Source organism: Bacillus cereus (assembly GCF_025917685.1).
GTDB lineage: Bacteria > Bacillota > Bacilli > Bacillales > Bacillaceae_G > Bacillus_A > Bacillus_A cereus_AT.
In genome coordinates this window covers 5,042,134-5,068,329 of record NZ_CP089518.1, presented here as the reverse complement: position 1 = coordinate 5,068,329, position 26,196 = coordinate 5,042,134, and the positions used below count along the sequence as shown (strand labels likewise).

Genomic DNA, 26,196 nt, shown 5'->3' with positions numbered 1-26,196 from the left:
AACCGTCTTACTTAGACGGTTGTTTTTTCGTGGAGTAACATCCAAACATCTTTACTAGAAACAGGCTTGCTAAAGAGGAATCCTTGAATGTGGTCACAGTTTTGTTCGTGTAAAAACTTCCATTGTTCTTCTGTTTCTACACCTTCCGCAATAACCTCTAAATTTAATTCTTTCGATAGCTTAATGATGGAGGCGATAATCGCTTCTTCTAAAGGGCTATTTGTAATTCCACAAATAAACTCTCGAGCAATTTTTAATGTATTGATTGGATATTTCGTTAAATAAGCTAAAGAACTATAACCAGTTCCAAAGTCATCGATTGAAATTTGGATACCGAGATTTTGAAGTTCTTCTAGTTTAGCAATTACAGAGTGATTTTGATTAATCGCGATGCTTTCTGTAATCTCAATATCTAGCGCTTCTGGCTTTAGTTCTGTTTCTTCCAAGACTTTTGAAATAGTTGATATTAAATCTACGTGATTAAATTGAACAACAGATAAATTTACACCAACCTTTAAGTGAGAGAATCCTTGGTTATGCCACTTTTTTGCTTCTAAGCAGGCGGTACGTAAAATCCAATTACCCAGTTCAATAATAAATCCTGTTTCCTCTGCTAGAGGAATAAATTGGGCAGGTGATACAATTCCGAGTTTTGAATGTTTCCAGCGAATTAATGCCTCAAAACCGATAATTTGTTTTGTTTTTGTATTTACTTGCGGTTGATACTCAAGGAAAAATTCATTTTGTTGCAGAGCCTTTGAAAGTTCACCTTCTAGGAAGTGTAGTTCATTTTGCGCAACACTCATTTCTTTTGAGAAGAAAATGAATCTATTTTTTCCATTAGCTTTTGCTCGGTACATAGCCATATCTGCATTTTTCATTAATTCGGTTACATCGGTTCCGTATTCCGGAAACATTGCAATTCCGATACTCGGTGTAACAGAAAGTTCTTCATCTTTAATGAAGTAAGGCTTATTTAAGATGGTTAAAATTTGTTCGGCTATAAAAGCAGCACTTTTTTCAGAGTACATATCTGGTAATAGGATCGTAAATTCATCTCCGCCTTGGCGGGCAACGATATCTTTTGAACGCAAACATCCACGTAATCTTTTTGCTACTTCAATTAATAATAGATCTCCGACATCATGACCGAGTCGATCGTTAATTTTTTTAAATCGATCTAAGTCGAGGAACATGACGGCAACGTCATTAGTGTTGTTTTGCGCTGTATTTAAAATCGTTTTTAAATCTTTTTCGAATTTTCGTCGATTCGGTAGTCCTGTAAGTGCATCATGGAAAGCCAAATGCTCTACTTGTTTTTGTTTTTCATATAAAGTTGTAATATCACGTGCTATACCAAACATCCCAACAACTTCTTTATTTATAAAAATAGGGATGAATGTAATGTGAAGATAATAATAATAGCCTTCTTTTTCTTTTGTTCGAATTTCTAGAGTTTGTGGTCTACCTTCTTTTGTACTTTGTAAAGATTTCTTCAATAATTCATGATCTTGTGGATCAATGAAGTGTAGAAGAGAATAACTTGTTACTTCACAGTAATAGGCTGTAAATAAACTTTCACAAGCCTTATTAGATTGTTGAAAAATCCCGTTCATATTTAAAGAAAAAACAGCATCAGGATGATCTTCGAATAAAGACTTATAACGCTGTTCACTTTTTGATAGGGCAGATGCACCTTCTTCGACTTTTCCTTCTAGTTGTGTAGTCAACTGTTCGTACGTATCGATTAATACTTGATTATCTTTCCACATGTAAAGTTGTCGTAGGAATAATAAGATTAGTGATAATACTAGACCGATTAGCATGAACTTATTGTCCCAAGGCTGAATGACAATAAAGGAAAAAGTAATGATTATACTAAAATAAGGTAATATAAAGCGTACATAATCGAATCGATAATACTTCATTTTCGTTTCATGTTGCATTGGTTTATCCAAAATGTACAGTATGGACGATAAACCGATTAGTAAAATCGAAGCAGTATGTATTAAATAAGAGACTTCAGAAGAAGTTTCCATTCCTTTGTTTAATTGGAACAGATGTATATATCCGTACACAAGTATGATAGTAAAGCCGATAATTAATGAGATTCTACTAGAAGAATATTGTTCTCTCCTATATAGGCTAATAACGGCGTAAATTACTAATGATTGTGCGATAAAATACCCAATCAAAAGCCACGTGTCCGTCGTCAACATACGAAAGCTAGAAATATCTAAAATAAAGGTTAGGATAAAATAAATATTCATAATAACAATGAAGATGCTATCGAATGAAAATTGAGCAAGACCTCTAATGGAGTAATGCTTTATAAACTTTATAGCAAAGCCAGAAAAAAGCAAAATATATTGTATGATGAAAAAAGGTAGTGCTTTATATGAGAATATGACTTGATCATAAATAGAAAGTGACTGAAGAAATAAAGTTATTTCCATAATTAATCCACATATGCAAGTACATAGTAGTAAAACCCAAAATAGTTTGTCACTGCTTTTCATCTTCTTAATTGCTTTATATAAGCAATAGCAAGAAAAGATTGCCGCAAAACAAAATAAGAAGAGAATTCCAATTTCTTTTATATTTAAATTCCTAGGGATAAGGAATATCCAAAGAGAAAATATAATTATATATATTATGACAAATTGTACATATTTCTTTTGATTAATCATATTATGACTCCATTTCAATAAAGTTGAATCTCAGGGGGAAAATGCTAATTTAAATAATAGCATATAAATTGGAATGTTTTTTACTATAGGAATTACTTTCTTATGAAAAAAATGGCGCAGTATTACAAATTACCATTGTAACACTGCGCCGTTTTTTCTTTTTATCCCTCTTATAGAAGAGATTTCATCTATTAACTGAAGAAGTGCTAAATCCTTTTGTTTACTTTCAATCATAATATCGAAATTATGATCAATTTTTTTTGTAATGTGTAAAAAAGGTTTAATAAAGTCTAAATCAATATAATCTGCGTGGGACCTAAATTCTTTTTCTGATTTAGGAGAAGAAATATGAACTTTAGGAGGGACATTTGTATGTGACCAAGTTTTAAATATCATAGGAAGTAATTCTTCTAGTGATTCATTACAAAGGTTCGCTATGTGATGATGATAATCGAACACGAAAGGGATTTTTTCTTTTTGGCAAATAGCCAAAGTTTCAGAAGTTGTATATGTTTTATCATCATTTTCAAGAGTCATTTGTCTTTTTATATGGTCAGGAAGTTTCTGTATGTTTTCATGAAAACGTTCGATTGCCTTCTCCTTATTTCCATACGCGCCACCTACATGGATATTAATGTAGGAAGAATCTGCAATTCCCATAGCATTTAACACGTTATAATGATAGGTCATATCTGTAATTGCATTAGTTGTAATATGTGGTTTGTCGCTTGTAAATAGTGTGAATTGGCTTGGGTGAAAACTTACGCGTAAATTGTGTTCTTGAATTAATGCTCCTATTTTACGCCATAGTGGAGCAAATAGTTGAATGTAATCAAATTCAACTTCAGGATGTGTTGCAAGTGGAACGATAGAAGATGATAAACGATATAATGGAATTTCGTGTGCAATATTGTAATGAAGGATGCGTATTGTGTGTTCTAGGTTCTGCCTTGTAACATGGTACAATTTATCTTCTCGCTCTTGTTTATTGAGTTTTTTAAAGCTTGTAAATGTCATCGTTTTAGCAGGAGAACAGTCCCACAATGCCATTGCATGTGAGACATATCCAAACCGCATAATCATAAAGGATACACCTCTTTTATTTATCGCCTTTCCTATAAGAAGAACGCAAGTATCGTTCCTATCCATTCTTTGCCCCTATCAATAAGGGAAAGTGGGCTGACATCATCAAAGGAAAGTAATGACGCATTTTTTAGATCTTCATGGAATTTATTTTTCACTTCTTGTATGAAATGTTTATCGTATAAAAGACAGTTGATTTCATGGTTAATATATAAGCTTCTCATATCAAAATTAGCAGTCCCAATATCACAAATATGATCGTCCACTATAATGATTTTTGCGTGAAAAAATCCTTGTTGAAAAGCGTAAATATTACAACCAGCTTGTATTAACTTTCGGCAATATGGGAATTTTGCTTCTCGAACGAGGGCGTGATCAGCCTTTTGTGGAACGAGAATAGTTATTTGAACTCCACGTTTTCGTGCGTTTAATAATGCGTTCATAATTTTTTTTCCAGGAATGAAATATGGTGTACCGATAAAGATTTCTTTTTTTGCGCTTTCGATTAATTGTAAAAATGTATTTTGTAAATAGGCACCATCAGTAGGGACAAAACGATGTAGAATGATCCCTGGTTGTTGTTTAGGAAAATAAAGAGATGAATCTAATAAATTTTGACCTGTATCGTCGAACCAATCATGTAAAAATTGTTTTTGTAAATCTTGTATCCCTTCTCCTGTAAGACGTAAATGATAATCTCGCCATAATCCTAACTTTTGATTATGCCCCAAATATTCCTCGCCAATATTAAATCCACCAATATAGCCAATTTTCCCGTCAATAACTGTAATCTTTCTATGGTTTCTTTGATTTGCAGAAAAGAAAGGAAAAGGAAATTTCACTTTGTGACAAAATGAAAAAGAGACACCATGCTTTTGTAGCGAATGAATCGCTTCTTTTGATAAATAATGACTTCCAAACCGGTCGAGCAAAAGTCTTACTTCAATTCCTTCTTGTGCTTTATCGATAAGTAGCTTTAAAAACGTACGACTTATCTCATCATTTTTTACAATGAAAAATAAAACGTGCACATGGTGTTTAGCTTGTTTTATATCAGTAAATAGGGCGTCATACAAATCTTTTCCGTATGTATAAAGGTGAAAATCACTTTGACGTAAAGGGAAAGAACGAGAACGTACACGCTTTAAATGAATAATTCTCCCATATGAAAGGTCGATTGTAATCCAGAGAGCGCTACCTATTAACAAGAGAGATAAGAAGAACATAAGTAGATTCCCTCCTTCACGGTCTTTTCACCATCAGTTTTTTACAAATCAAAATGTCACTTTATCCCGATTGGTGTGGGCTAATAATCAGAGGGGGATGAACAGCCCCCTGGTTAAAGTTTCACTTTATAGTTTCACCCAAATAAACAGCTTTATTAAAAAATGTGTTGTTGTATAACAAAAAACTGTTGACTGAATGCTCACTCATTATATAATGGGAATAGGGGATACAATTCAGAAAATTATATATTTTCGAAGATTCTAAAAAAGAAAGAGGGCTTACAAAGAGAGGGGTAGCATAAAAATGAATAGCTTACTAATCATTAATTGGCTGGCTGCCATTGCTGTTATTGCTTATGCGGGATATTTGTTTGTATATCTTATACGAACGAGGATGGCCTACATACAATTAGGAAAAAAGATTGAATTTGACCGTCGTTTTAAAGAGCGTTGGGATCTTCTTAAGGTCAATGTTTTCGGTCAGAAAAAGCTGCTGAAAGATAAAAAGAGTGGCATTATTCACGTTATGTTTTTTTACGGATTTATTCTTGTCCAATTTGGAGCAATTGACTTCGTTTGGAAAGGGCTCGCACCAGGATCACATCTTCCACTTGGACCACTATACCCTGCATTTACATTCTTCCAGGAAATTGTCACACTTGTTATTTTAATCGCAGTCTTTTGGGCTTTTCATAGACGCTATGTTGAAAAGCTTGTTCGTTTAAAACGTAATTTCAAATCAGGTCTTGTTCTTATCTTTATTGGTGGCTTAATGATTTCTGTGCTACTTGGTAATGGTATGGGAATTATATGGCACGGTGAGGAGCTTTCATGGAGTGAACCAATTGCTTCTGCAATCGCTTACGTTTTCTCAGGGATAAATGAAACCGTAGCCATTTCAGTGTTCTATTTCTCTTGGTGGGTGCATCTATTAATCTTGCTAACGTTTTTAGTTTATGTTCCACAATCAAAACACGCGCATTTAATTGCTGGACCAGTTAACGTGTTTTTTGGTCGTCTTTCAAATCCGGGAAAACTTGAAAAAATCGATTTTGAAGATGAAACACAAGAAACGTTCGGTGTTGGTAAAATTGAAGACTTTAGACAAAATCAGCTCGTTGATTTATATGCTTGCGTAGAATGTGGCCGTTGTACAAATATGTGTCCGGCAACAGGAACAGGCAAAATGTTATCACCGATGGATTTAATTTTAAAACTTCGCGACCATTTAACGGATAAAGGGGCAGCGGTAACATCAAAAGCACCGTGGGTTCCAGTTGTTGCTTTTAATAATACACAAGGAAATCAGTTAGCGATGATGGCAGCTGGAAAAGGACAACAAGAATCAGCAGCTACAGCGCTCGCTTACGATCCGAGCTTAATCGGAGATGTTATTACAGAAGAAGAGATTTGGGCATGTACAACGTGCCGTAACTGTGAAGATCAGTGTCCAGTTATGAATGAACATGTTGATAAAATTATTGATTTACGCCGCTATCTCGTTTTAACAGAAGGGAAAATGGATGCAGAGGCGCAGCGTGCAATGACAAATATCGAGCGTCAAGGTAATCCGTGGGGACTGAACCGTAAAGAGCGTGAAACATGGCGTCAAGGTGATGATGAAGTAACAGTTCCAACTGTAAAAGAGAAATCAAAAGCTGGCGAAGAGTTTGAATACTTATTCTGGGTTGGATCAATGGGTTCGTATGACAACCGCAGTCAGAAGATTGCGATATCATTTGCGAAGCTAATGAACGAAGCAGGCATTTCATTCGCAATTCTTGGTAATAAGGAAAAGAACTCTGGTGATACACCGCGCCGCCTCGGAAACGAATTCGTATTCCAAGAGATGGCAACGAAAAACATTGAGGAATTTGAAAAAGCAGGAGTGAAGAAAATTGTTACGATTGACCCTCATGCTTATAACACTTTTAAAAATGAGTACCCGGACTTTGGCTTACAAGCAGAAGTCTATCATCATACAGAATTACTAGCCCAGTGGGTGAAGGAAGGACGTTTAAAACCTGTCCATTCTATTGAAGAAACAGTTACGTACCATGATTCCTGTTACTTAGGAAGATACAACGAAGTATATGAGGCACCGCGCGATATTCTAAAAGCAATTCCAGGTGTAAACCTTGTAGAAATGGCGCGTAACCGTGAAACGGGAATGTGCTGTGGTGCAGGTGGCGGCTTAATGTGGATGGAAGAAACGGCTGGTTCTCGTATTAACGTTGCTCGTACAGAACAAGCACTGGCTGTACAACCGTCAATTATCGGTACAGGATGCCCATATTGCTTAACGATGATTAGTGACGGTACGAAAGCGAAAGAAGTTGAAGAAACAGTTCAAACGCTGGACGTAACAGAGATTTTAGAACGCTCAGTTATCGGACAGAAGAAAGAAGCAATCTAGTTTGTGGGAATGCATACAACTTTAGAAAGAGGTGCAATTATTGCACCTCTTCTCAACGTAGGAATACCGAGCGAGCGCTCGGCGTTAAAAAAAGAAATGGGGGAAAGAAACATGAGTAAAACAGTTATTTTAAGTGCTGCAAGAACACCGGTTGGAAAATTTGGAGGGACTTTAAAAGACGTGAAAGCAACAGAACTTGGAGGAATCGCAATTAAGGCAGCGCTTGAAAGGGCGAATGTTTCCGCAAGTGATGTTGAAGAAGTTATATTTGGAACGGTTATCCAAGGAGGACAAGGACAAATTCCATCACGCCAAGCAGCAAGAGCGGCTGGGATTCCTTGGGAAGTGCAGACAGAAACAGTAAATAAGGTTTGTGCATCAGGGCTTCGCGCAGTTACTTTAGCGGATCAAATTATTCGTACTGGTGACCAATCACTGATTGTAGCTGGTGGAATGGAATCGATGAGTAACAGTCCTTACATTTTACGAGGAGCAAGATGGGGATACAGAATGGGCAACAACGAAGTTATCGATTTAAACGTTGCAGACGGTTTAACATGCGCATTTTCAGGTATACACATGGGTGTTTATGGCGGAGAAGTTGCAAAAGAAGACGGGATCTCTCGCGAAGCACAAGATGAATGGGCATATCGTAGCCATCAACGTGCGGTTTCAGCACATAAGGAAGGTCGTTTTGAAGAGGAGATTGTACCAGTAACAATTCAGCAAAGAAAAGGCGATCCTATCGTCGTGGCTAAGGATGAGGCGCCACGCGCGGATACAACGATTGAAAAATTAGCGAAATTAAAGCCTGTATTTGATAAGACGTCAGCGGTGACAGCTGGTAATGCTCCTGGACTAAATGATGGCGGTGCGGCGCTTGTATTAATGAGCGAGGATAGAGCGAAGCAAGAGGGAAGAAAGCCATTAGCGACAATCTTGGCGCATACAGCAATTGCGGTAGAATCGAAGGATTTCCCAAGAACGCCAGGTTATGCAATTAATGAATTGTTGAAAAAGACAGGTAAGACAATTGAAGAAATCGATCTATTTGAAATCAATGAGGCATTTGCGGCGGTAGCAATTGCAAGTACTGAAATTGCAGGGATTGATCCGGAAAAATTGAATGTAAATGGCGGTGCTGTAGCAATGGGGCATCCAATTGGAGCGAGCGGAGCACGTATTATCGTTACACTTATCCATGCACTGAAGCAGCGTGGCGGCGGAATTGGAATTGCTTCTATTTGTAGCGGTGGCGGTCAAGGTGACGCAATTATGATTGAAGTTCGTTAATTTACGTGTAGAGGATTTTGGTTTATTAACAACTTATATTAAGGGGGAAGAAAGAATGGGTGTACAAAAAATAGTTGTAATTGGTGCAGGACAAATGGGTTCAGGTATCGCACAAGTGTGTGCAATGGCAGGCTATGATGTGAAAGTGCAAGATTTAAAGCAAGAGCAATTAGATAGAGGGCTAGCTGTTATTACAAAAAATTTAGCTCGTCAAGTAGAAAAAGGTCGTATGAAGGAAGAAGAGAAAGAAGCGACTTTAAATCGTCTTACATGGACACTCGATTTAAATAGTGTAAAAGAAGCGGATCTTGTTATCGAAGCTGCTGTTGAGAAAATGGATATTAAAAAGAAAATTTTTGCGAATCTAGATGAAATCGCTCCAGAACACGCAATTTTAGCAACGAATACGTCATCGTTACCAATTACGGAAATTGCAGCGGTAACGAAACGTCCTGAGAAAGTAATCGGCATGCACTTTATGAATCCAGTTCCAGTTATGAAACTCGTTGAAATTATTCGTGGTTTAGCTACAGATGATGCAGTTTATGAAACGATTGAGGATATTACGAAAAAAATCGGGAAAGTACCAGTTGAAGTAAATGATTTCCCAGGGTTTGTATCGAACCGTATTTTATTACCGATGATTAACGAAGCAATCTATACGTTATATGAAGGTGTAGCAACGAAAGAAGCGATTGATGAAGTAATGAAGCTCGGTATGAATCATCCGATGGGGCCTTTGACACTCGCTGATTTTATCGGTTTAGATACGTGTTTATACATTATGGAAGTGTTGCATGAAGGATTAGGAGATAGTAAATATCGCCCATGTCCATTATTACGCAAGTATGTGAATGCAGGATGGTTAGGACGTAAAACGGGTCGTGGTTTCTACGTTTACGAATAAAGTCCTCCCTTTATTAAAATAGTGGTCTTACCAAATTGTTAAAAAGATATATAGCAAACGGAGGCGAAGTACATGAATTTTCACTTTACTGAAGAGCAACAAATGATGAGGAAAATGGTTCGGGATTTTGCGCAGAAGGAAATAGCTCCCTTTGTTCCTAGTATGGAACAAGGGGTGTTCCCGAAAGAGATTTTGCAAAAGATGGGTGAGCTTGGACTAATGGGTATTCCAGCGCCTGCAAAATATGGCGGGGCAGAAATGGATTTTATTTCTTACATTCTAGCAATTGAGGAAATTTCAAAGGTAAGTGCAACGGTTGGTGTAATTTTAGCTGTACATACGTCAGTTGGAATGAATCCGATTTTATACTTCGGAACAGAAGAGCAGAAGCAGAAATATGTTTCTAAATTGGCGACTGGTGAGTATTTAGGCGCATTTGCTCTAACAGAACCAAGTGCAGGATCAGATGCAGGTAGTTTGAAATCAAGAGCTGTAAAAAAAGACGATCACTACATTATCAATGGATCGAAAGTATTTATTACGAATGGCGGCGAAGCAAGTACATACATTGTATTCGCTTCTACAAATCCAGAGGCGGGGAAAAGTGGCATTTCTGCATTTATTGTAGAGAAAGATACACCAGGCTTAATCATCGGAAAAGATGAGCATAAGATGGGGCTTCTTGGTTCTCGTACAGTACAACTTACGTTTGAAGATATGAAAGTGCCGGCCGAGAATTTACTTGGTGAAGAAGGACAAGGATTTAAGGTGGCGATGGCGAATTTAGATGTTGGACGAATTGGGATCGGAGCGCAGGCATTAGGAATCGCGGAAGCGGCGCTTGCATGTGCGATTGATTATGCGAAAGAGCGCGAGCAATTCGGCAAGTCAATTGCGGCGCAGCAGGGAATCGGATTCAAACTTGCAGATATGGCGACTAGCGTAGAAGCAGCGCGATTACTTGTATACAGAGCGGCATCGCTAAGAGCTCAAGGATTACCATGCGGTAAAGAAGCTTCTATTGCGAAACTATTTGCTTCTAAGACGGCTGTTGAAGTTGCGATTGAAGCGGTGCAAGTATTTGGCGGTTACGGTTATACGAAAGATTATCCAGTAGAAAGATTTTTCCGTGATGCGAAGATCACGCAAATATATGAAGGAACGAGCGAAATACAAAAGCTTGTAATTAGTCGAGCTTTATAAAAAGACGAGGGGGAGACGGGAATGCATTTTAAATTATCAGAAGAACATGAAATGATAAGAAAAATGGTTCGGGATTTTGCAAGAAATGAAGTAGCACCGACGGCGGCAGAGCGTGATGAGGAAGAGCGATTTGATCGCGCTTTATTTGATCAAATGGCAGAGCTTGGTTTAACTGGCATTCCGTGGCCTGAAGAGTATGGTGGAATTGGAAGCGATTACTTGGCGTATGTAATTGCCATTGAAGAATTATCCCGTGTATGTGCTTCTACAGGTGTAACATTGTCTGCACATACTTCACTTGCTGGTTGGCCAATTTTTAAATTTGGAACGGAAGAGCAAAAGCAAAAGTTTTTACGACCGATGGCAGAAGGAAAGAAAATTGGGGCATACGGTTTAACGGAACCAAGTTCTGGTTCAGATGCTGGCGGAATGAGGACAACTGCGAAACGAGATGGAGACCATTACATTTTAAATGGATCGAAAATCTTTATTACAAATGGTGGCATTGCTGATATTTACGTTGTTTTTGCATTAACAGACCCTGAATCGAAGCAGCGTGGCACGAGCGCATTTATTGTGGAGAGCGATACGCCGGGATTTTCAGTTGGGAAAAAAGAGAGCAAGCTAGGGATTCGCTCTTCGCCGACTACTGAAATTATGTTTGAAGACTGCCGCATTCCTGTAGAGAATCTACTCGGAGAAGAAGGGCAAGGATTTAAGGTAGCGATGCAAACATTAGATGGCGGTCGTAATGGTATTGCGGCGCAAGCGGTTGGTATTGCACAATCCGCTTTAGATGCTTCCGTAGAATATGCAAGAGAGCGTCATCAGTTCGGGAAGCCAATTGCGGCGCAGCAAGGAATTGGCTTTAAACTTGCAGATATGGCAACGGATGTAGAGGCGGCGCGTCTTTTAACATATCAAGCGGCTTGGCTTGAATCTGAAGGGCTTCCGTACGGGAAAGAGTCAGCGATGTCAAAAGTATTTGCAGGTGATACAGCGATGAAGGTAACGACTGAAGCAGTACAAGTATTTGGTGGTTATGGTTATACGAAAGATTATCCAGTAGAGCGTTATATGCGCGATGCAAAGATTACACAGATATATGAGGGAACGCAAGAGATTCAAAGGCTTGTAATTTCTCGTATGTTAACGAAATAGGAACGAAAGCGTAGGTATTTTCCTACGCTTTTTCCTTCCAAAAATAATAGAGAGAGGTGAAGGGGATGGTTAAACATAATGTACATGCATCAGTGAAAGATGAAAAATTAGTTGCGTTAAGGCGTGAACAAATGATTAAAGGTGCGGTGCAACTGTTTAAGCAAAAAGGGTTCCCACGTACAACAACGAGAGAAATTGCGAAGGCGGCTGGGTTTAGTATTGGAACACTTTATGAGTACATTCGTACAAAAGATGATGTTTTATATTTAGTTTGTGATAGTATATATGAACATGTAAAAGAGCGGTTAGAGGAAGTAGTGTGTACAGAGAAGGGAAGTATAGAAAGTTTAAAGATAGCAATAACGAATTATTTTAAAGTGATGGATGAATTGCAAGAAGAAGTATTAATTATGTATCAAGAGGTACGTTTTTTACCGAAAGAATCACTCCCATATGTATTAGAAAAAGAGTTTCAAATGGTAGGAATGTTCGAGAATATTTTAGAACAGTGTACGGAAAATGGAACATTTACATTAAATAAAAAAGAAATACAGCTTCTTGCACATAATATTTTCATACAAGGACAAATGTGGGGATTTAGACGTTGGGCCCTGCAAAAACTGTATACGCTTGAAGAATATACAGAAATGCAAATTAGGTATGTATTGCAAGGGGCGCATATGCTTCCGAAATAAGGAATGGACAAATTATAATTTTATTACCATATTAAAGTTTCCCGTTTTTTTTGTAGCATATTTGTGCGACTTTTGTTTATAATGAATAGTATGGATTTTTTTAAGCAGACCGTTATATATAAGGTTATATTTGAAGAAAGGAAGTGCCGCATAAGTGAATTTTAAGCAATATTCACCAGAAGAGCTAAAAGAATGTTCAATGATTGAAGTTGTACATAGCGTTTTAGGGGATAAAAGACAAGCAACGACATTCAACGAGTTGGTTCAAGAAATCGCTCAAGTGCTGGGACTATCTCAAGAGCAAGTTAATGCGAAACTCGCACAATTTTATACAGATTTAAACATCGATGGACGTTTCATTAATTTAGGAGAAAATCGTTGGGGACTACGTAGCTGGTACCCATATGAGCAAATTGATGAAGAAATCTTACCTCAGCCAAAACCGAAGAAGAAACGTAAAGTTGAAGAGGACGGTTTTGACGACTACATCGAAGAAGATGAAGATGAATTCGACGATGCAGACGGAAATGCAGACGAAGAAGAAGATGTAGAAGATTTGGACAAGGTTCTTGAAGAAGAAGATGCAGATGACGAAGATGATGATCTTGATGATTTAGAAGAAGAAGATGAAGAATTCGCAGAAGAAGAACTTGAGTACGATGAAAATGAAGAAGAAGAGGAAGAGCTGTAGTTCTTGACTTTTCATTATCGTCCATGTAGAATCATTTTTGGGCTCTTTAAAACAGGACGATAATACTTTTAAAGTGTAAATATAAAAGAAAATTGCTCCCTACTTATTACTTTATGTGATGAGGGGAGCAATTTTCTTTTTTGTTTTTTGTTTAGAAAATAAAAAGAGTCTAACAATAAGATAGGTACAGTGTTATCTACATACGTTGCGCTTTGCAACGGTGATTATATAACAACAAGGTAGAAGGGAGTATTTTCATGACTAAGTATATTTTTGTAACAGGCGGTGTAGTATCGTCTTTAGGTAAAGGTATTACAGCAGCATCTCTTGGAAGACTTTTAAAAAATCGTGGTTTAAACGTAACTATTCAAAAGTTTGATCCATACATTAACGTAGACCCGGGGACTATGAGCCCATACCAACACGGTGAGGTATTCGTAACAGATGATGGTGCAGAAACGGACTTAGACCTTGGTCACTATGAGCGTTTTATCGACATCAACTTAAATAAATACAGCAACGTAACAACAGGTAAAATTTACTCTTCAGTTCTTCAAAAAGAGCGTCGTGGTGAATACTTAGGAGGAACAGTTCAGGTTATTCCTCACATTACTAACGAAATTAAAGAACGTGTATATCGTTCTGGTCGTGAAACAAACGCGGACGTTGTTATTACAGAAATCGGTGGAACTGTTGGTGATATCGAGTCTCTACCATTCTTAGAAGCAATTCGTCAAATTAAGAGCGACATCGGTCGTGACAATGTAATGTACATTCACTGTACGTTAATCCCGTACTTAAAAGCAGCGGGTGAAATGAAAACAAAACCAACGCAACATAGCGTTAAAGAGCTTCGTAGCTTAGGTATTCAACCAAATATTATCGTTGTTCGTACAGAACTACCTGTTTCTCAGGACATGAAAGACAAGCTTGCATTATTCTGTGACATCGATACAAAAGCAGTTATCGAAGCACGCGATGCAGATACTTTATATGCGGTTCCGTTATCTCTTCAAGAGCAAAACATGGACCAAATCGTTTGTGATCACTTAAAATTAGACAATCCAGCTGCAGATATGACAGAGTGGACTGCGCTAGTTAATAAAGTGCGTAACCTTTCTAAGAAAACAAAAATCGCTCTTGTTGGTAAATACGTAGAGCTTCAAGATGCATACATTTCTGTTGTAGAAGCACTTCGTCATGCAGGTTACTCATTCGACACAGATGTAGAAGTGAAATGGGTAAATGCTGAGCACGTAACAGCAGAGAACGTGAAAGAATTAGTTGGCGACACAGATGGTATCCTTGTACCAGGTGGCTTTGGCGATCGTGGTGTAGAAGGTAAAATCGTTGCAATTCAATATGCTCGTGAAAACAAAGTTCCATTCTTAGGAATTTGCCTAGGTATGCAACTTGCATCAATCGAATTTGCACGTAACGTATTAGGATTAGAAGGAGCTAACTCTTCTGAAATTAATCCTGACACACCTTATGCAATCATCGACTTATTACCAGAACAAAAAGATGTAGAAGACTTAGGTGGTACACTTCGTCTTGGTCTATACCCATGTAAGCTTGCTGAAGAAACAAATGCTTACAATGCTTACAACGAGCCGGTTGTATATGAGCGTCATCGTCATCGTTATGAGTTCAACAATCAATTCCGTCCGGATATGGAAAAAGCAGGATTTGTATTCTCTGGTACAAGCCCAGACGGTCGTCTAGTTGAAATCATTGAATTAAAAGACCACCCTTGGTTCGTGGCAGCACAGTTCCATCCAGAACTTGTGTCTCGTCCAAACCGTCCACAACCATTGTTCCATGACTTCGTAAGTGCTTCTATTACGAATAAAGAGAGCAAGTAATAAAAAAAGCGCCTGAAATAGGGCGCTTTTTTTAATATTCGTTTAACATTTCATCAATTGTAAATTTAATTCCGTGATAAGCAAATAAAGCTACAATTAAACTTGGGAAACCGTAGCGGTTACCTTCATCATCTGGAATAAGGCCTTTTAACAGTTTTGTATCGATATGTACATCTGTGTATTGTTCCAGTGATTCAACATGTTCTTGAATAGCTGAAATACCAACGATAGAGTGCCCCTCTTCTTGTAGTTTTTTTGCAATTGCTACAACTTCTTCATCTGTTGAAAAACGGCTAATAAGAAGTACACGATCTGCAGAAGTTACTTCTGCTTCTTTACCGTTTTCAAATAAGCGTTTTGCTTGCTTCATTGGTTCAGCACCGAATAGTGCTTCAGCAACAACGCCCTCCATTTCATTTGTACCATGTAAATAAATGAAACCATCGCCAACTAGTGCTTGAGCAAGTAGACGAGCGCTATCTTCTATATTTATTTCCTCTTTTTGAGAAACTCTGGAGAAATAACCACTTAATTGAGTTGAAAAAATTTTTAACATAATGTTACTCCCTTCGTACGTGTTTGCCGGCTTTTATTATAATTTATTTTTTTAGAAAGGTGAAATCGTAGGTAGCATAACAAAATAGGAAACGGTAAAATAAGAAAGAATAGGAAGGAATTTGCCAAAGAATAGCGAAAATAAATCGATAAGATATAAGAAGCTGTAAATCTTGTATTTACACAGAAAGGTTGGGAGTTATGGAAGGGAAAATTTTAATCGTTGATGATCAATATGGCATTCGTGTGTTATTACATGAAGTGTTCCAAAAAGAAGGTTATCAGACGTTCCAAGCAGCGAATGGATTTCAAGCTTTAGATATCGTGAAAAAAGATAATCCAGATTTAGTAGTGTTAGATATGAAAATCCCAGGTATGGATGGTATAGAGATTTTAAAACATGTAAAAGAAATTGATGAGAGTATTAAAGTGATTTTAATGACTGCTTATGGAGAATTGGATATGATTCAAGAAGCGAAAGATTTAGGAGCTTTAATGCACTTTGCTAAACCGTTTGATATTGATGAGATTCGTCAAGCGGTGAGAAATCAGCTTGCTGTAGAGGCGTAAAAAATGAATTTTTTATAAAAAATATGGAAAAAAGCGTTTACATGGACTATTGAGCAGGTGAATACGGTTGAGTTTTTTAGTACAAGTTGTTATCCTAATGAGTGTAGAAAAAAGTCCGGTATACAGATATACATATTTTACCTTATTCTGGTCATACTACCAGCGATAAGAACTTATCGGATACAAAAAACGTTTTTTAGGAGGATTCACCATGCCTTTAGTTTCTATGAAAGAAATGCTAAACACAGCACTAGAAGGAAAATACGCAGTTGGTCAATTCAACATGAACAACTTAGAGTGGACTCAAGCTATCTTAGCTGCTGCGGAAGAAGAAAAATCTCCTGTAATCCTAGGTGTATCTGAGGGTGCAGCTCGTCATATGACTGGTTTCAAAACAGTTGTAGCTATGGTTAAAGCTTTAATCGAAGAAATGAACATCACTGTTCCTGTAGCGATTCACCTTGACCATGGTTCAAGCTTCGAAAAATGTAAAGAGGCAATCGATGCAGGTTTCACATCTGTAATGATCGACGCTTCTCACCACCCATTCGAAGAAAACGTTGAAACTACTAAAAAAGTAGTAGAATACGCACACGCTCGTAACGTATCTGTTGAAGCTGAGCTTGGAACAGTTGGCGGACAAGAAGACGACATCATCGCTGAAGGCGTAATTTACGCTGATCCTGCAGAGTGTAAGCACCTTGTTGAAGCAACAGGTATCGATTGCCTAGCTCCAGCTTTAGGTTCTGTACACGGTCCTTACAAAGGTGAGCCTAACTTAGGATTCGCTGAAATGGAACAAGTTCGTGACTTCACTGGCGTACCTTTAGTATTACACGGTGGTACTGGTATCCCAACTGCTGATATCGTAAAAGCTATCTCTTTAGGTACTTCAAAAATCAACGTAAACACTGAGAACCAAATCGAGTTTACAAAAGCTGTTCGTGAAGTATTAAACAAAGACCAAGAAGTTTACGATCCTCGTAAATTTATTGGACCTGGCCGCGACGCTATTAAAGCAACTGTTGCTGGTAAAATGCGTGAGTTCGGTTCTAACGGTAAAGCGTAAGAATAAAATTCCGTTTTGGAAACCGTCTAGTCTTTTAGACGGTTTCCTTTCGTTGTATAATGAAAGCGTGAACAAGTCTAAAGATTTTATAAAATGAATTTTTAGCCTGCAAATATAGAAAATAATGTGCATAGTCCTATTAATAAATGTGATGAGTATCTGAATTGGGGAATTTGATTCGATGAATAGTTAATCTTCATCTATTTGTACAGCAGGGGAGCTACAGGTGATGGTTTTCTACTTATTGAGTTTTAGGGTGGAAAGAGTGATTGAGATTCTTAAGGGGAACTTTCTACTTCTTTTTATAAAGCAGTAGAAGATAAATACATTCACGAGAAGGGAGCTCAATATGGAAAAGTTGCTAATTGAAGGCGGAAGAGCTTTAAATGGAACAATTCGTGTGAGTGGTGCAAAGAACAGTGCTGTTGCATTAATTCCAGCGACAATTTTAGCAGATACTCCGGTAACTATCGGTGGCGTTCCTAATATTTCGGATGTGAAAATGTTAGGAGACTTACTAGAGGAAATTGGAGGGAAAGTAACTTATGGGCAGGAAGAAGAGATGGTAGTCGATCCTTCTAACATGGTTGCGATGCCGTTACCAAATGGAAAAGTGAAAAAATTGCGCGCCTCTTATTATTTAATGGGTGCAATGCTTGGCCGTTTTAAAAAAGCTGTTATTGGGCTTCCAGGTGGATGTCATTTAGGGCCACGACCGATTGATCAGCATATTAAAGGGTTTGAAGCACTAGGTGCACATGTTACAAATGAACAAGGTGCCATTTATTTAAGAGCAGATGAATTGCGCGGGGCACGCATTTATTTAGATGTTGTTAGTGTAGGAGCTACGATTAATATTATGCTAGCGGCTGTACGAGCGAAAGGTAGAACTGTTATTGAAAATGCAGCGAAAGAACCAGAGATTATTGATGTAGCCACATTATTAACAAGTATGGGAGCACGCATTAAAGGTGCTGGTACAGATGTAATCCGAATTGATGGTGTGGACTCCCTGCATGGTTGTCACCATACTATCATTCCAGATCGTATTGAAGCTGGTACGTATATGATTTTAGGAGCTGCATCAGGAGGAGAAGTAACAGTTGATAATGTTATTCCTCAGCATTTAGAGTCAGTGACTGCGAAGCTAAGAGAAGCTGGTGTCCAAGTTGAAACGAACGATGACCAAATTACAGTGAACGGTAATAGAAGGTTAAAAGTAGTTGATATAAAAACGCTTGTATATCCAGGTTTCCCAACAGATTTACAACAGCCGTTTACGACGCTTTTAACAAAGGCACACGGGACAGGAGTTGTAACGGATACAATTTACGGCGCACGTTTCAAACATATTGATGAATTGCGTCGTATGAATGCGCAAATTAAAGTAGAAGGTCGTTCGGCAATTGTAACTGGTCCTGTTTTATTGCAAGGTGCAAAAGTGAAGGCGAGTGACTTACGAGCTGGGGCTTCCCTTGTTATTGCAGGATTAATGGCGGATGGAATTACAGAAGTAACCGGACTTGAGCATATTGATCGAGGCTATGAAAATATAGTAGACAAGCTTAAAGGGCTTGGCGCAAACATTTGGCGAGAACAAATGACAAAGCAAGAAATTGAAGAGATGAAGAACGCATAAGTGATACTTTCGCAAGGGGGAAGCGAAGCATCACTACTTGCGGAAGTACACTTTATAGAAAAAACACGGTTCACAAAATACGGCAGAAATATAAAGACTTAAAGGAGAGGGATTATCGTGGAAAGAAGTTTATCTATGGAGTTAGTACGTGTAACAGAGGCTGCAGCATTATCATCAGCGCGTTGGATGGGACTCGGGAAAAAAGATGAGGCAGACGGTGCAGCAACATCAGCTATGCGTGATGTATTTGATACAATTCCGATGAAAGGTACAGTTGTAATTGGTGAAGGTGAGATGGATGAAGCGCCAATGCTGTATATCGGAGAGAAATTAGGTACAGGATATGGCCCACGCGTAGACGTTGCAGTTGATCCTTTAGAGGGGACGAACATCGTAGCAGCTGGCGGATGGAATGCACTTGCTGTTATTGCAATTGCAGATCATGGTAATTTGTTACATGCTCCTGACATGTACATGGATAAAATTGCGGTTGGCCCAGAAGCAGTTGGGGCAGTTGATATTAACGCACCTATTATCGATAACCTACGTGCCGTTGCGAAAGCGAAGAATAAAGATATTGAAGATGTTGTAGCGACAGTTTTAAATCGTCCACGTCATCAAGCAATTATCGAAGAAATTCGTAAGGCTGGTGCACGTATTAAGTTAATTAATGATGGAGATGTAGCTGGAGCAATCAATACAGCGTTTGACCGTACAGGTGTAGATATTTTATTCGGTTCTGGTGGGGCTCCTGAAGGTGTATTAGCTGCGGTTGCGCTAAAATGCTTAGGTGGAGAAATTCAAGGAAAGCTCTTACCACAAGACGAAGCTGAATTAGCACGTTGTAAAAAAATGGGCATTGAAGATATAAATCGCATCCTTCGTATGGAAGACTTAGTAAAAGGTGACGATGCAATCTTTGCTGCAACAGGTGTAACAGACGGAGAACTATTACGCGGCGTTCAATTTAAAGGTAGCGTAGGAACAACAGAATCCCTTGTTATGCGTGCGAAGTCAGGTACAGTACGCTTCGTAGACGGACGTCATAGCTTAAATAAAAAACCGAACTTGGTTATTAAATAAAAAGCGTAAGCAGCTCGTTCAGAAGCGGATCTACCGACCATTATAGCCGCCGAAACTAGATTAAATAAAAGCAGAAATACCTTATCTATTCTTCCTTAAAATAAGGTGAGTAGAAAAAAGTAAGAAATATAAAAAGCGAAGACAAATTTTCTTGTCTTCGCTTCTTGTATTTGTGTTCCAACGTATTGATTAAAACTAGATAAAAGGGTTACAATAGTGAATATTACCCTACTTGAACTTATTGCCTTTCATTATTAATTATTTGCCTTCCGTATTTTTTCCCTTTACCCATTTGAAAAGAGAATAATGTTAAAGTGTGGTGTCTGAATGAATTTGTCAATTGCAGCATTAGAAAACATGAAATTAAAAGAGTTATATGAGCTTGCGAAAGAATTTAAGATTTCGTATTACAGCAAGTTAACGAAAAAAGAGTTAATCTTTTCTATTTTGAAAGCTCGAGCAGAAAAAGAAGGTTTCTTTTTCATGGAAGGTGTATTAGAAATTATTCAATCAGAAGGATTTGGATTCCTACGTCCTATCAACTATTCTCCAAGCTCAGAAGATATTTATATCTCAGCTTCGCAAATTCGTCGTTTCGATTTACGTAATGGAGACAAAGTTTCTGGTAAAGTACGACCTCCGAAAGAAAATGAACGCTATTTTGGATTATTACAAGTTGAAGCTGTAAACGGAGATGATCCAGATTCAGCAAAAGAGCGTGTGCATTTCCCTGCATTAACACCATTATACCCAGATCGCCAAATGAAGTTGGAAACGGAAACGAAAAAGTTACCGACACGCATCATGGATTTAATCGCACCAGTTGGATTTGGACAACGTGGTTTAATTGTTGCGCCTCCAAAGGCTGGTAAAACAAGTCTGTTAAAAGAAATTGCACACAGTGTCACAACAAATCATCCGGAAGCGGAATTAATTGTACTTTTAATTGATGAGCGTCCAGAGGAAGTAACAGATATTGAACGTTCTGTTAAAGGTGACGTTGTAAGCTCTACTTTTGATGAAGTACCAGAAAATCATATTAAAGTAGCCGAGCTTGTATTAGAGCGTGCAATGCGTCTTGTGGAACATAAAAAAGACGTTGTCATTTTAATGGATAGTATTACCCGTTTAGCGCGTGCCTACAACCTTGTTATTCCGCCAAGTGGTAGAACATTATCGGGTGGTATCGATCCGGCTGCCTTCCATAGACCGAAGCGCTTCTTCGGAGCTGCGCGTAATATTGAAGAAGGCGGTAGCTTAACAATTTTAGCAACAGCCCTTGTTGATACAGGGTCTCGTATGGACGATGTAATTTACGAGGAGTTTAAAGGAACTGGAAATATGGAACTTCACTTAGATCGCTCATTAGCTGAGCGTCGTATCTTCCCAGCGATTGATATTCGTCGCTCTGGTACGCGTAAAGAAGACCTATTAATTCCAAAAGAACATTTAGACAAACTATGGGGTATTCGTAAAACGATGCGTGATACGCCAGACTTTGTTGAAAGTTTCTTACGTAAACTTCGTCAAACAAAGACAAATGAAGAATTTTTACAAAACATTGTTGCAGACTCAAAAAGGTATGTAACAACTAAGTAAAGGGAAAAGGTTGGGACTCGCTTATTTCGTAGTAAGCGAGTTTTTTATGTTTTTTAAGGGAATATTAGAGAGAGTAATATATGGAAATAATTATGTTTTTTGAGATGGAAATCATATTTTGTGTTAGAGCTGGGCGAGTCACCTCCACTTTAAAAGTAATATCCAGCTCCAGCGGCAAGAATCTCCGGTCATTTCGCTCTCTCGCTCGAAGCAAAAAGCGCTTCAAGGTCGAGAGCTTGAAGTGTCCTGCGATTCTGAGCGAGCCGCTTGCGCTTTTAAATGTTATCCAGCTCCAGCGGCTAGAATGGTCGGTGGCTTCGCGTCTTCCTACGAGGCAAAAAGCGCCTCTACGTCAGAAGCTCCATCCACCTCCCATTCTAAACGAGCCGCTTGCGCTTTTAAATGTTATCCAGTTCCGGTGGCTAGCTCTTCGCATCTAAGAACCTTCCGCCCGAAAGGTAAAAAGCAGCTTTAGGGCGAAAGAACCTTAGCTGGTCATAGCTGAACGAGCCACCTCCACTTTAAATTTCAAAAGACAAAAACAGGTAGTTGCAAAATGGAGTTAGCCTTGTTATAATTTCATCATATGTGTTTCATCAATATAGTTGTGTAAGCAGCTGAAGATGAAAAACTCTGTTTCGAAAATGATTCAGGGCGGAAGGAGATGAAAAGAATGAAAGCAGGAATCCATCCAAATTACAATAAAGTTGTATTTATGGACACGAACACAGGCTTCAAATTCTTAAGCGGGTCTACTAAAGGCTCTAGCGAAACTGTTGAGTGGGAAGATGGTAACACTTATCCATTACTAAAAATTGAGATCAGTTCTGATTCTCACCCATTCTACACTGGACGTCAGAAGTTTGCTACTGCAGACGGACGTGTTGACCGCTTCAATAAGAAATACGGCATCAAGTAATAAAGAACATAAAACAGGCAAGTGTATGTATTCGCTTGTCTGTTTTTTTTGCAAAAATATTAAACCTTTACCCTACTTTGGATTAGGAAAGTAGATGAAAGGAGAGCTCAATGTACTTAATGAACCAAAATGGTTGGATTGAAGTGATTTGCGGGAGTATGTTTTCTGGAAAATCAGAAGAGCTCATCCGCCGTATACGCCGTACGCAATTTGCGAAACAAAATGCGATTGTATTTAAACCATGTATTGATAATCGTTATAGTGAAGAAGATGTTGTATCACATAATGGATTAAAGGTTAAAGCAGTTCCTGTTTCAGCTTCAAAGGATATATTTAACCATGTAACAGAAGAAATGGATGTTATTGCAATCGATGAGGTACAATTTTTTGATGGGGACATTGTGGAAGTGGTGCAAGTATTGGCAAATCGTGGCTATCGTGTCATTGTAGCTGGATTAGACCAAGATTTCCGTGGTCTACCATTTGGACAAGTTCCTCAGCTGATGGCGATTGCTGAACATGTAACTAAATTGCAGGCAGTTTGTTCTGCATGTGGATCTCCTGCAAGTCGTACGCAACGTTTAATCGATGGAGAACCAGCGGCATTTGATGATCCAATTATTTTAGTTGGGGCTTCAGAATCGTATGAACCACGTTGTCGTCATTGTCATGCAGTACCTACAAAACAAAGATAAATGAAACTCGCTATGTAGAGCGGGTTTTTTTCGAAAATAGATGAAGATTGGTGGCCAGCTCTTCGTGTATAAGAACCTCCGCTACTTAAGGTAAAAAGCACCTTTTGTGCGAGAGAACCTTAGCCAGTCAGAGCTGAACGATCCGCCTGCGCTTTTAAATATATTATCTAGCTTCAGCGGCTAGAATCTCCGGTCATTTCGCTCTCTCACTCGAAGCAAAGAGCGCTTCAAGGTCGAGAGCTCCAATGTCCTGCGATTCTGAACAAGCCACCTGCGCTTTTAAATATAATTTGCGTTTTTTTGATTAAGTACCATATACTATTTGTATTAGATACTAGGATGTAGAGGTGAATGGTGTGTTAGATCGTTTGCAAGCTGTAGAAGATCGTTATGAGAAGTTAAATGAATTGTTAAGTGACCCAGAGGTTATTAGCGATACAAATAAGCTTCGTGAGTATTCAAAGGAACAATCTGATATACAAGAAACGGTAGAGGTGTACCGTGAGTATAAAGATGCTCGTGAGCAGTTAAAAGATGCGAAAGCAATGTTAGAAGACAAGTTAGATGCTGATATGCGTGACATGGTAAAAGAGGAAGTTTCTGAATTAGAGGGTCAAGAGAAGACTTTATCAGAGCGTCTGAAAATTTTACTTGTTCCAAAAGACCCTAATGATGATAAAAACGTTATCGTTGAGGTTCGTGGTGCTGCTGGTGGTGACGAGGCAGCTTTATTTGCTGGTGATTTATATCGTATGTATAGCCGTTATGCTGAGGTGCAAGGTTGGAAAACTGAAATTATCGAAGCGAGCTATACAGAGTTAGGTGGATATAAAGAGATTATCTTTATGATTAACGGTAAAGGTGCTTTCGCGAAGCTGAAATTCGAGAATGGTGCTCACCGTGTACAACGTGTTCCTGAAACGGAATCTGGTGGACGTATTCATACATCTACAGCAACTGTAGCTGTATTACCAGAGGCAGAAGAAGTAGAAATTAATATTCATGAAAAAGATGTTCGTGTTGATACATTTGCTTCTAGTGGTCCTGGTGGACAGAGTGTTAATACAACGATGTCAGCGGTACGTTTAACGCATTTACCGACTGGTGTAGTTGTATCTTGTCAGGATGAGAAATCACAGATCAAGAATAAAGAAAAAGCAATGAAAGTATTACGTGCACGTGTTTATGATAAATTCAGACAAGAAGCGCAAGCTGAGTACGATCAAAACCGTAAACAAGCTGTTGGTACGGGAGACCGTTCAGAGCGTATCCGTACGTATAACTTCCCGCAAAACCGTGTTACTGACCATCGAATCGGCTTAACGATTCAAAAGCTAGATCAAATCCTACAAGGTAAGTTAGATGATTTCATCAATGCCTTAGTGATGGAAGATCAGGCGCAAAAGATGGAGGCAGCTGAGTAATGCGTGTCTATGAAGCCCTGAAATGGGCTTCTTCTTTTTTACAAGAAAATGGACGAGATGAGAATGCGGGAGAAATTGTCCTTTGTCATGTATTAAAGACGAACAGAACAGGAATGCTCATGAATATGCGTGAAGAAATAACTGTGGAACAAGAGAAAAGTTTTGCAGAATTTATCCACAAGCATGTAGATGGTACTCCAATCCAATATATGCTTGGGTATGAAATGTTTTATGGCCGAGCATTCTTTGTAAATGAAGAGGTATTAATACCAAGGCCAGAAACAGAGGAACTTATAGTTGGAGTCCTAGAGAGAATTGAGCGCCATTTCGGTAATGAGGAGCTTCATGTAGCGGATATTGGCACAGGTAGTGGAGCGATTTCTATTACGCTCGCTGTAGAAAATAAAAATCTTCATGTGTATACGGTAGATATTGCACAGGAATCGATTGAAGTTGCAAAAGAAAATGCAAAGGCTTTAGGAGCGGAAGTAACTTTCTATCACGGTGATTTACTGTCGCCGTTTTATGAAACTGGTCAGAAGCTAGATGTTGTTGTTTCAAATCCTCCATATATACCGGAGGAAGATTGGCGTGGTCTTTCTCCTGTTGTGAAAGAGCATGAGCCGAAAAGGGCGCTTGTTGGCGGTGAAGATGGATTAGATTTCTATCGCCGTTTTATGGAGGAATTACCAAACGTATTAAAGAAAAAGGCGATTGTGGCGTTTGAAATTGGTGTAGGGCAAGGTGAAGATGTAAAAGCATTATTACAGCAAACTTTCCCGCACGCTCATGTTGAAGTTGTCTTTGATATTAATGGAAAAGATCGCATGGTATTTGCAGAAATAGAGTAAGGCATAAGCCTTACTCTATTTCTGTCTGAAAAATTTATAACTACTCGGTCGCACGTTTCATTTAGAGGTTTGGTGTGTAATGGTAATAAAGTTATTTGAATTCATTTCATCTATTGGTAATGAAAAGTTAGTAATGATTTATTAGTCCTCATGTTTTTCATACATCTCTATTTTTTTATTTAGTAAATCTTTACCCCAAACTTGCATTGCTTCTAATACAGGTATAAACTTTTTTCCTTGCTCTGTTAATGAATATTCTACTTTTGGTGGTACAACTTTATAAACTTCTCTGTGTACTAGCTCATCCTCTTCAAGTTCTCTTAATTGTCTAGTTAAGATTCCTTTTGAGATACCCGGTAACATCCTCAATAATTCATTAAACCTAATGATTTTATTTTTACTTAAATGCCACAAAATCACGATTTTCCATCTGCCTGCAATTGCATTTTGGGTAACTGTTAATGGACAAATTTCTTGCTGTACTTCTTCAGAAATCGATTTATCTTGATAACTAAAACGTGCCACAATAAAATCTCCTTTTTCTCTAGGTACTATTTTTATG

General features: G+C 38.3%; 22 protein-coding genes. 17 read left to right on the top strand and 5 right to left on the bottom strand.

The genetic code is table 11. The annotated features are described in order from the left end of the window. Positions 1-11 precede the first annotated feature (11 nt). From LUS72_RS26475 to cls, 3 genes are all read right to left on the bottom strand, one after another. Positions 12-2,690, bottom strand: coding sequence for a DUF4084 domain-containing protein (locus LUS72_RS26475; protein WP_264448471.1), 2,679 nt, complete (start codon positions 2,688-2,690; stop codon positions 12-14). 129 nt (positions 2,691-2,819) lie between these two features. After that, a complete protein-coding gene (uvsE, locus tag LUS72_RS26470) occupies positions 2,820-3,773 on the bottom strand; it encodes a UV DNA damage repair endonuclease UvsE (RefSeq protein ID WP_097831453.1) in 954 nt (317 codons plus the stop codon). A 32-nt stretch (positions 3,774-3,805) separates the two neighbouring features. Further along, on the bottom strand, positions 3,806-4,999 hold the full coding sequence (gene cls, locus LUS72_RS26465) for a cardiolipin synthase (RefSeq protein ID WP_097831454.1): 1,194 nt from the start codon (positions 4,997-4,999) through the stop codon (positions 3,806-3,808). Positions 5,000-5,303: 304 nt separating this feature from the next. On the opposite strand from cls, the gene LUS72_RS26460 reads away from it, so the two are divergent. The 8 genes from LUS72_RS26460 (at position 5,304) to pyrG (ending at position 15,230) form a co-directional block, all read left to right on the top strand. Next, positions 5,304-7,415 (top strand): (Fe-S)-binding protein, encoded by a 2,112-nt coding sequence (locus tag LUS72_RS26460; RefSeq protein ID WP_097831455.1) that lies wholly within the window; start codon positions 5,304-5,306, stop codon positions 7,413-7,415. A 9-nt stretch (positions 7,416-7,424) separates the two neighbouring features. Beyond that, on the top strand, positions 7,425-8,708 hold the full coding sequence (locus LUS72_RS26455; RefSeq protein ID WP_128856191.1) for an acetyl-CoA C-acetyltransferase: 1,284 nt from the start codon (positions 7,425-7,427) through the stop codon (positions 8,706-8,708). Positions 8,709-8,763: 55 nt separating this feature from the next. Beyond that, positions 8,764-9,615 (top strand): 3-hydroxybutyryl-CoA dehydrogenase, encoded by an 852-nt coding sequence (locus LUS72_RS26450; RefSeq protein WP_002094337.1) that lies wholly within the window; start codon positions 8,764-8,766, stop codon positions 9,613-9,615. A 72-nt stretch (positions 9,616-9,687) separates the two neighbouring features. Next, positions 9,688-10,818 carry an acyl-CoA dehydrogenase gene (locus LUS72_RS26445; protein ID WP_264448470.1) on the top strand — a complete coding sequence of 377 codons (1,131 nt, stop codon included), beginning with the start codon at positions 9,688-9,690 and terminating at the stop codon, positions 10,816-10,818. A gap of 21 nt (positions 10,819-10,839) precedes the next feature. Next, on the top strand, positions 10,840-11,979 hold the full coding sequence (gene acdA, locus LUS72_RS26440) for an acyl-CoA dehydrogenase AcdA (protein WP_071744053.1): 1,140 nt from the start codon (positions 10,840-10,842) through the stop codon (positions 11,977-11,979). A 65-nt stretch (positions 11,980-12,044) separates the two neighbouring features. After that, entirely contained in the window at positions 12,045-12,674 is a 630-nt protein-coding gene (locus tag LUS72_RS26435; protein ID WP_000238599.1) for a TetR/AcrR family transcriptional regulator, read from the top strand. 154 nt (positions 12,675-12,828) lie between these two features. Next, entirely contained in the window at positions 12,829-13,365 is a 537-nt protein-coding gene (rpoE, locus tag LUS72_RS26430) for a DNA-directed RNA polymerase subunit delta (protein WP_098361669.1), read from the top strand. A 257-nt stretch (positions 13,366-13,622) separates the two neighbouring features. Continuing rightward, the gene (pyrG, locus tag LUS72_RS26425; protein WP_000170445.1) at positions 13,623-15,230 is read left to right on the top strand and encodes a CTP synthase; all 1,608 of its coding nucleotides are present in this window, start codon (positions 13,623-13,625) and stop codon (positions 15,228-15,230) included. Between the two features lie 31 nt (positions 15,231-15,261). On the opposite strand, the gene LUS72_RS26420 is transcribed toward pyrG, so the two are convergent. Then, positions 15,262-15,786: a DUF2529 domain-containing protein gene (locus LUS72_RS26420; RefSeq protein ID WP_097831458.1), complete on the bottom strand. Its 525-nt coding sequence runs from the start codon at positions 15,784-15,786 to the stop codon at positions 15,262-15,264. Between the two features lie 200 nt (positions 15,787-15,986). On the opposite strand from LUS72_RS26420, the gene spo0F reads away from it, so the two are divergent. From spo0F to prmC, 9 genes are all read left to right on the top strand, one after another. Next, entirely contained in the window at positions 15,987-16,355 is a 369-nt protein-coding gene (spo0F, locus tag LUS72_RS26415) for a sporulation initiation phosphotransferase Spo0F (protein WP_000398595.1), read from the top strand. A 211-nt stretch (positions 16,356-16,566) separates the two neighbouring features. Further along, positions 16,567-17,424 carry a class II fructose-bisphosphate aldolase gene (locus tag LUS72_RS26410; RefSeq protein ID WP_001131859.1) on the top strand — a complete coding sequence of 286 codons (858 nt, stop codon included), beginning with the start codon at positions 16,567-16,569 and terminating at the stop codon, positions 17,422-17,424. 349 nt (positions 17,425-17,773) lie between these two features. Further along, entirely contained in the window at positions 17,774-19,063 is a 1,290-nt protein-coding gene (murA, locus tag LUS72_RS26405; RefSeq protein ID WP_097831459.1) for a UDP-N-acetylglucosamine 1-carboxyvinyltransferase, read from the top strand. Positions 19,064-19,180: 117 nt separating this feature from the next. Continuing rightward, positions 19,181-20,146 carry a class II fructose-bisphosphatase gene (gene glpX, locus LUS72_RS26400; RefSeq protein ID WP_097831461.1) on the top strand — a complete coding sequence of 322 codons (966 nt, stop codon included), beginning with the start codon at positions 19,181-19,183 and terminating at the stop codon, positions 20,144-20,146. A 327-nt stretch (positions 20,147-20,473) separates the two neighbouring features. Beyond that, entirely contained in the window at positions 20,474-21,745 is a 1,272-nt protein-coding gene (rho, locus tag LUS72_RS26395) for a transcription termination factor Rho (protein WP_097831462.1), read from the top strand. Between the two features lie 673 nt (positions 21,746-22,418). Further along, complete coding sequence (locus tag LUS72_RS26390; RefSeq protein ID WP_000643447.1) at positions 22,419-22,664, top strand: type B 50S ribosomal protein L31; 246 nt, start codon at positions 22,419-22,421, stop codon at positions 22,662-22,664. A 110-nt stretch (positions 22,665-22,774) separates the two neighbouring features. Continuing rightward, on the top strand, positions 22,775-23,359 hold the full coding sequence (locus LUS72_RS26385; protein WP_000281088.1) for a thymidine kinase: 585 nt from the start codon (positions 22,775-22,777) through the stop codon (positions 23,357-23,359). Between the two features lie 356 nt (positions 23,360-23,715). Beyond that, entirely contained in the window at positions 23,716-24,783 is a 1,068-nt protein-coding gene (gene prfA, locus LUS72_RS26380) for a peptide chain release factor 1 (protein ID WP_141533318.1), read from the top strand. Beyond that, on the top strand, positions 24,783-25,634 hold the full coding sequence (gene prmC / locus LUS72_RS26375) for a peptide chain release factor N(5)-glutamine methyltransferase (protein ID WP_097831465.1): 852 nt from the start codon (positions 24,783-24,785) through the stop codon (positions 25,632-25,634). Before prfA ends, prmC begins: the two co-directional genes overlap by 1 nt. 141 nt (positions 25,635-25,775) lie before the next feature. On the opposite strand, the gene LUS72_RS26370 is transcribed toward prmC, so the two are convergent. Further along, the gene (locus LUS72_RS26370; RefSeq protein WP_097831466.1) at positions 25,776-26,159 is read right to left on the bottom strand and encodes a winged helix-turn-helix transcriptional regulator; all 384 of its coding nucleotides are present in this window, start codon (positions 26,157-26,159) and stop codon (positions 25,776-25,778) included. Positions 26,160-26,196 lie beyond the last annotated feature (37 nt).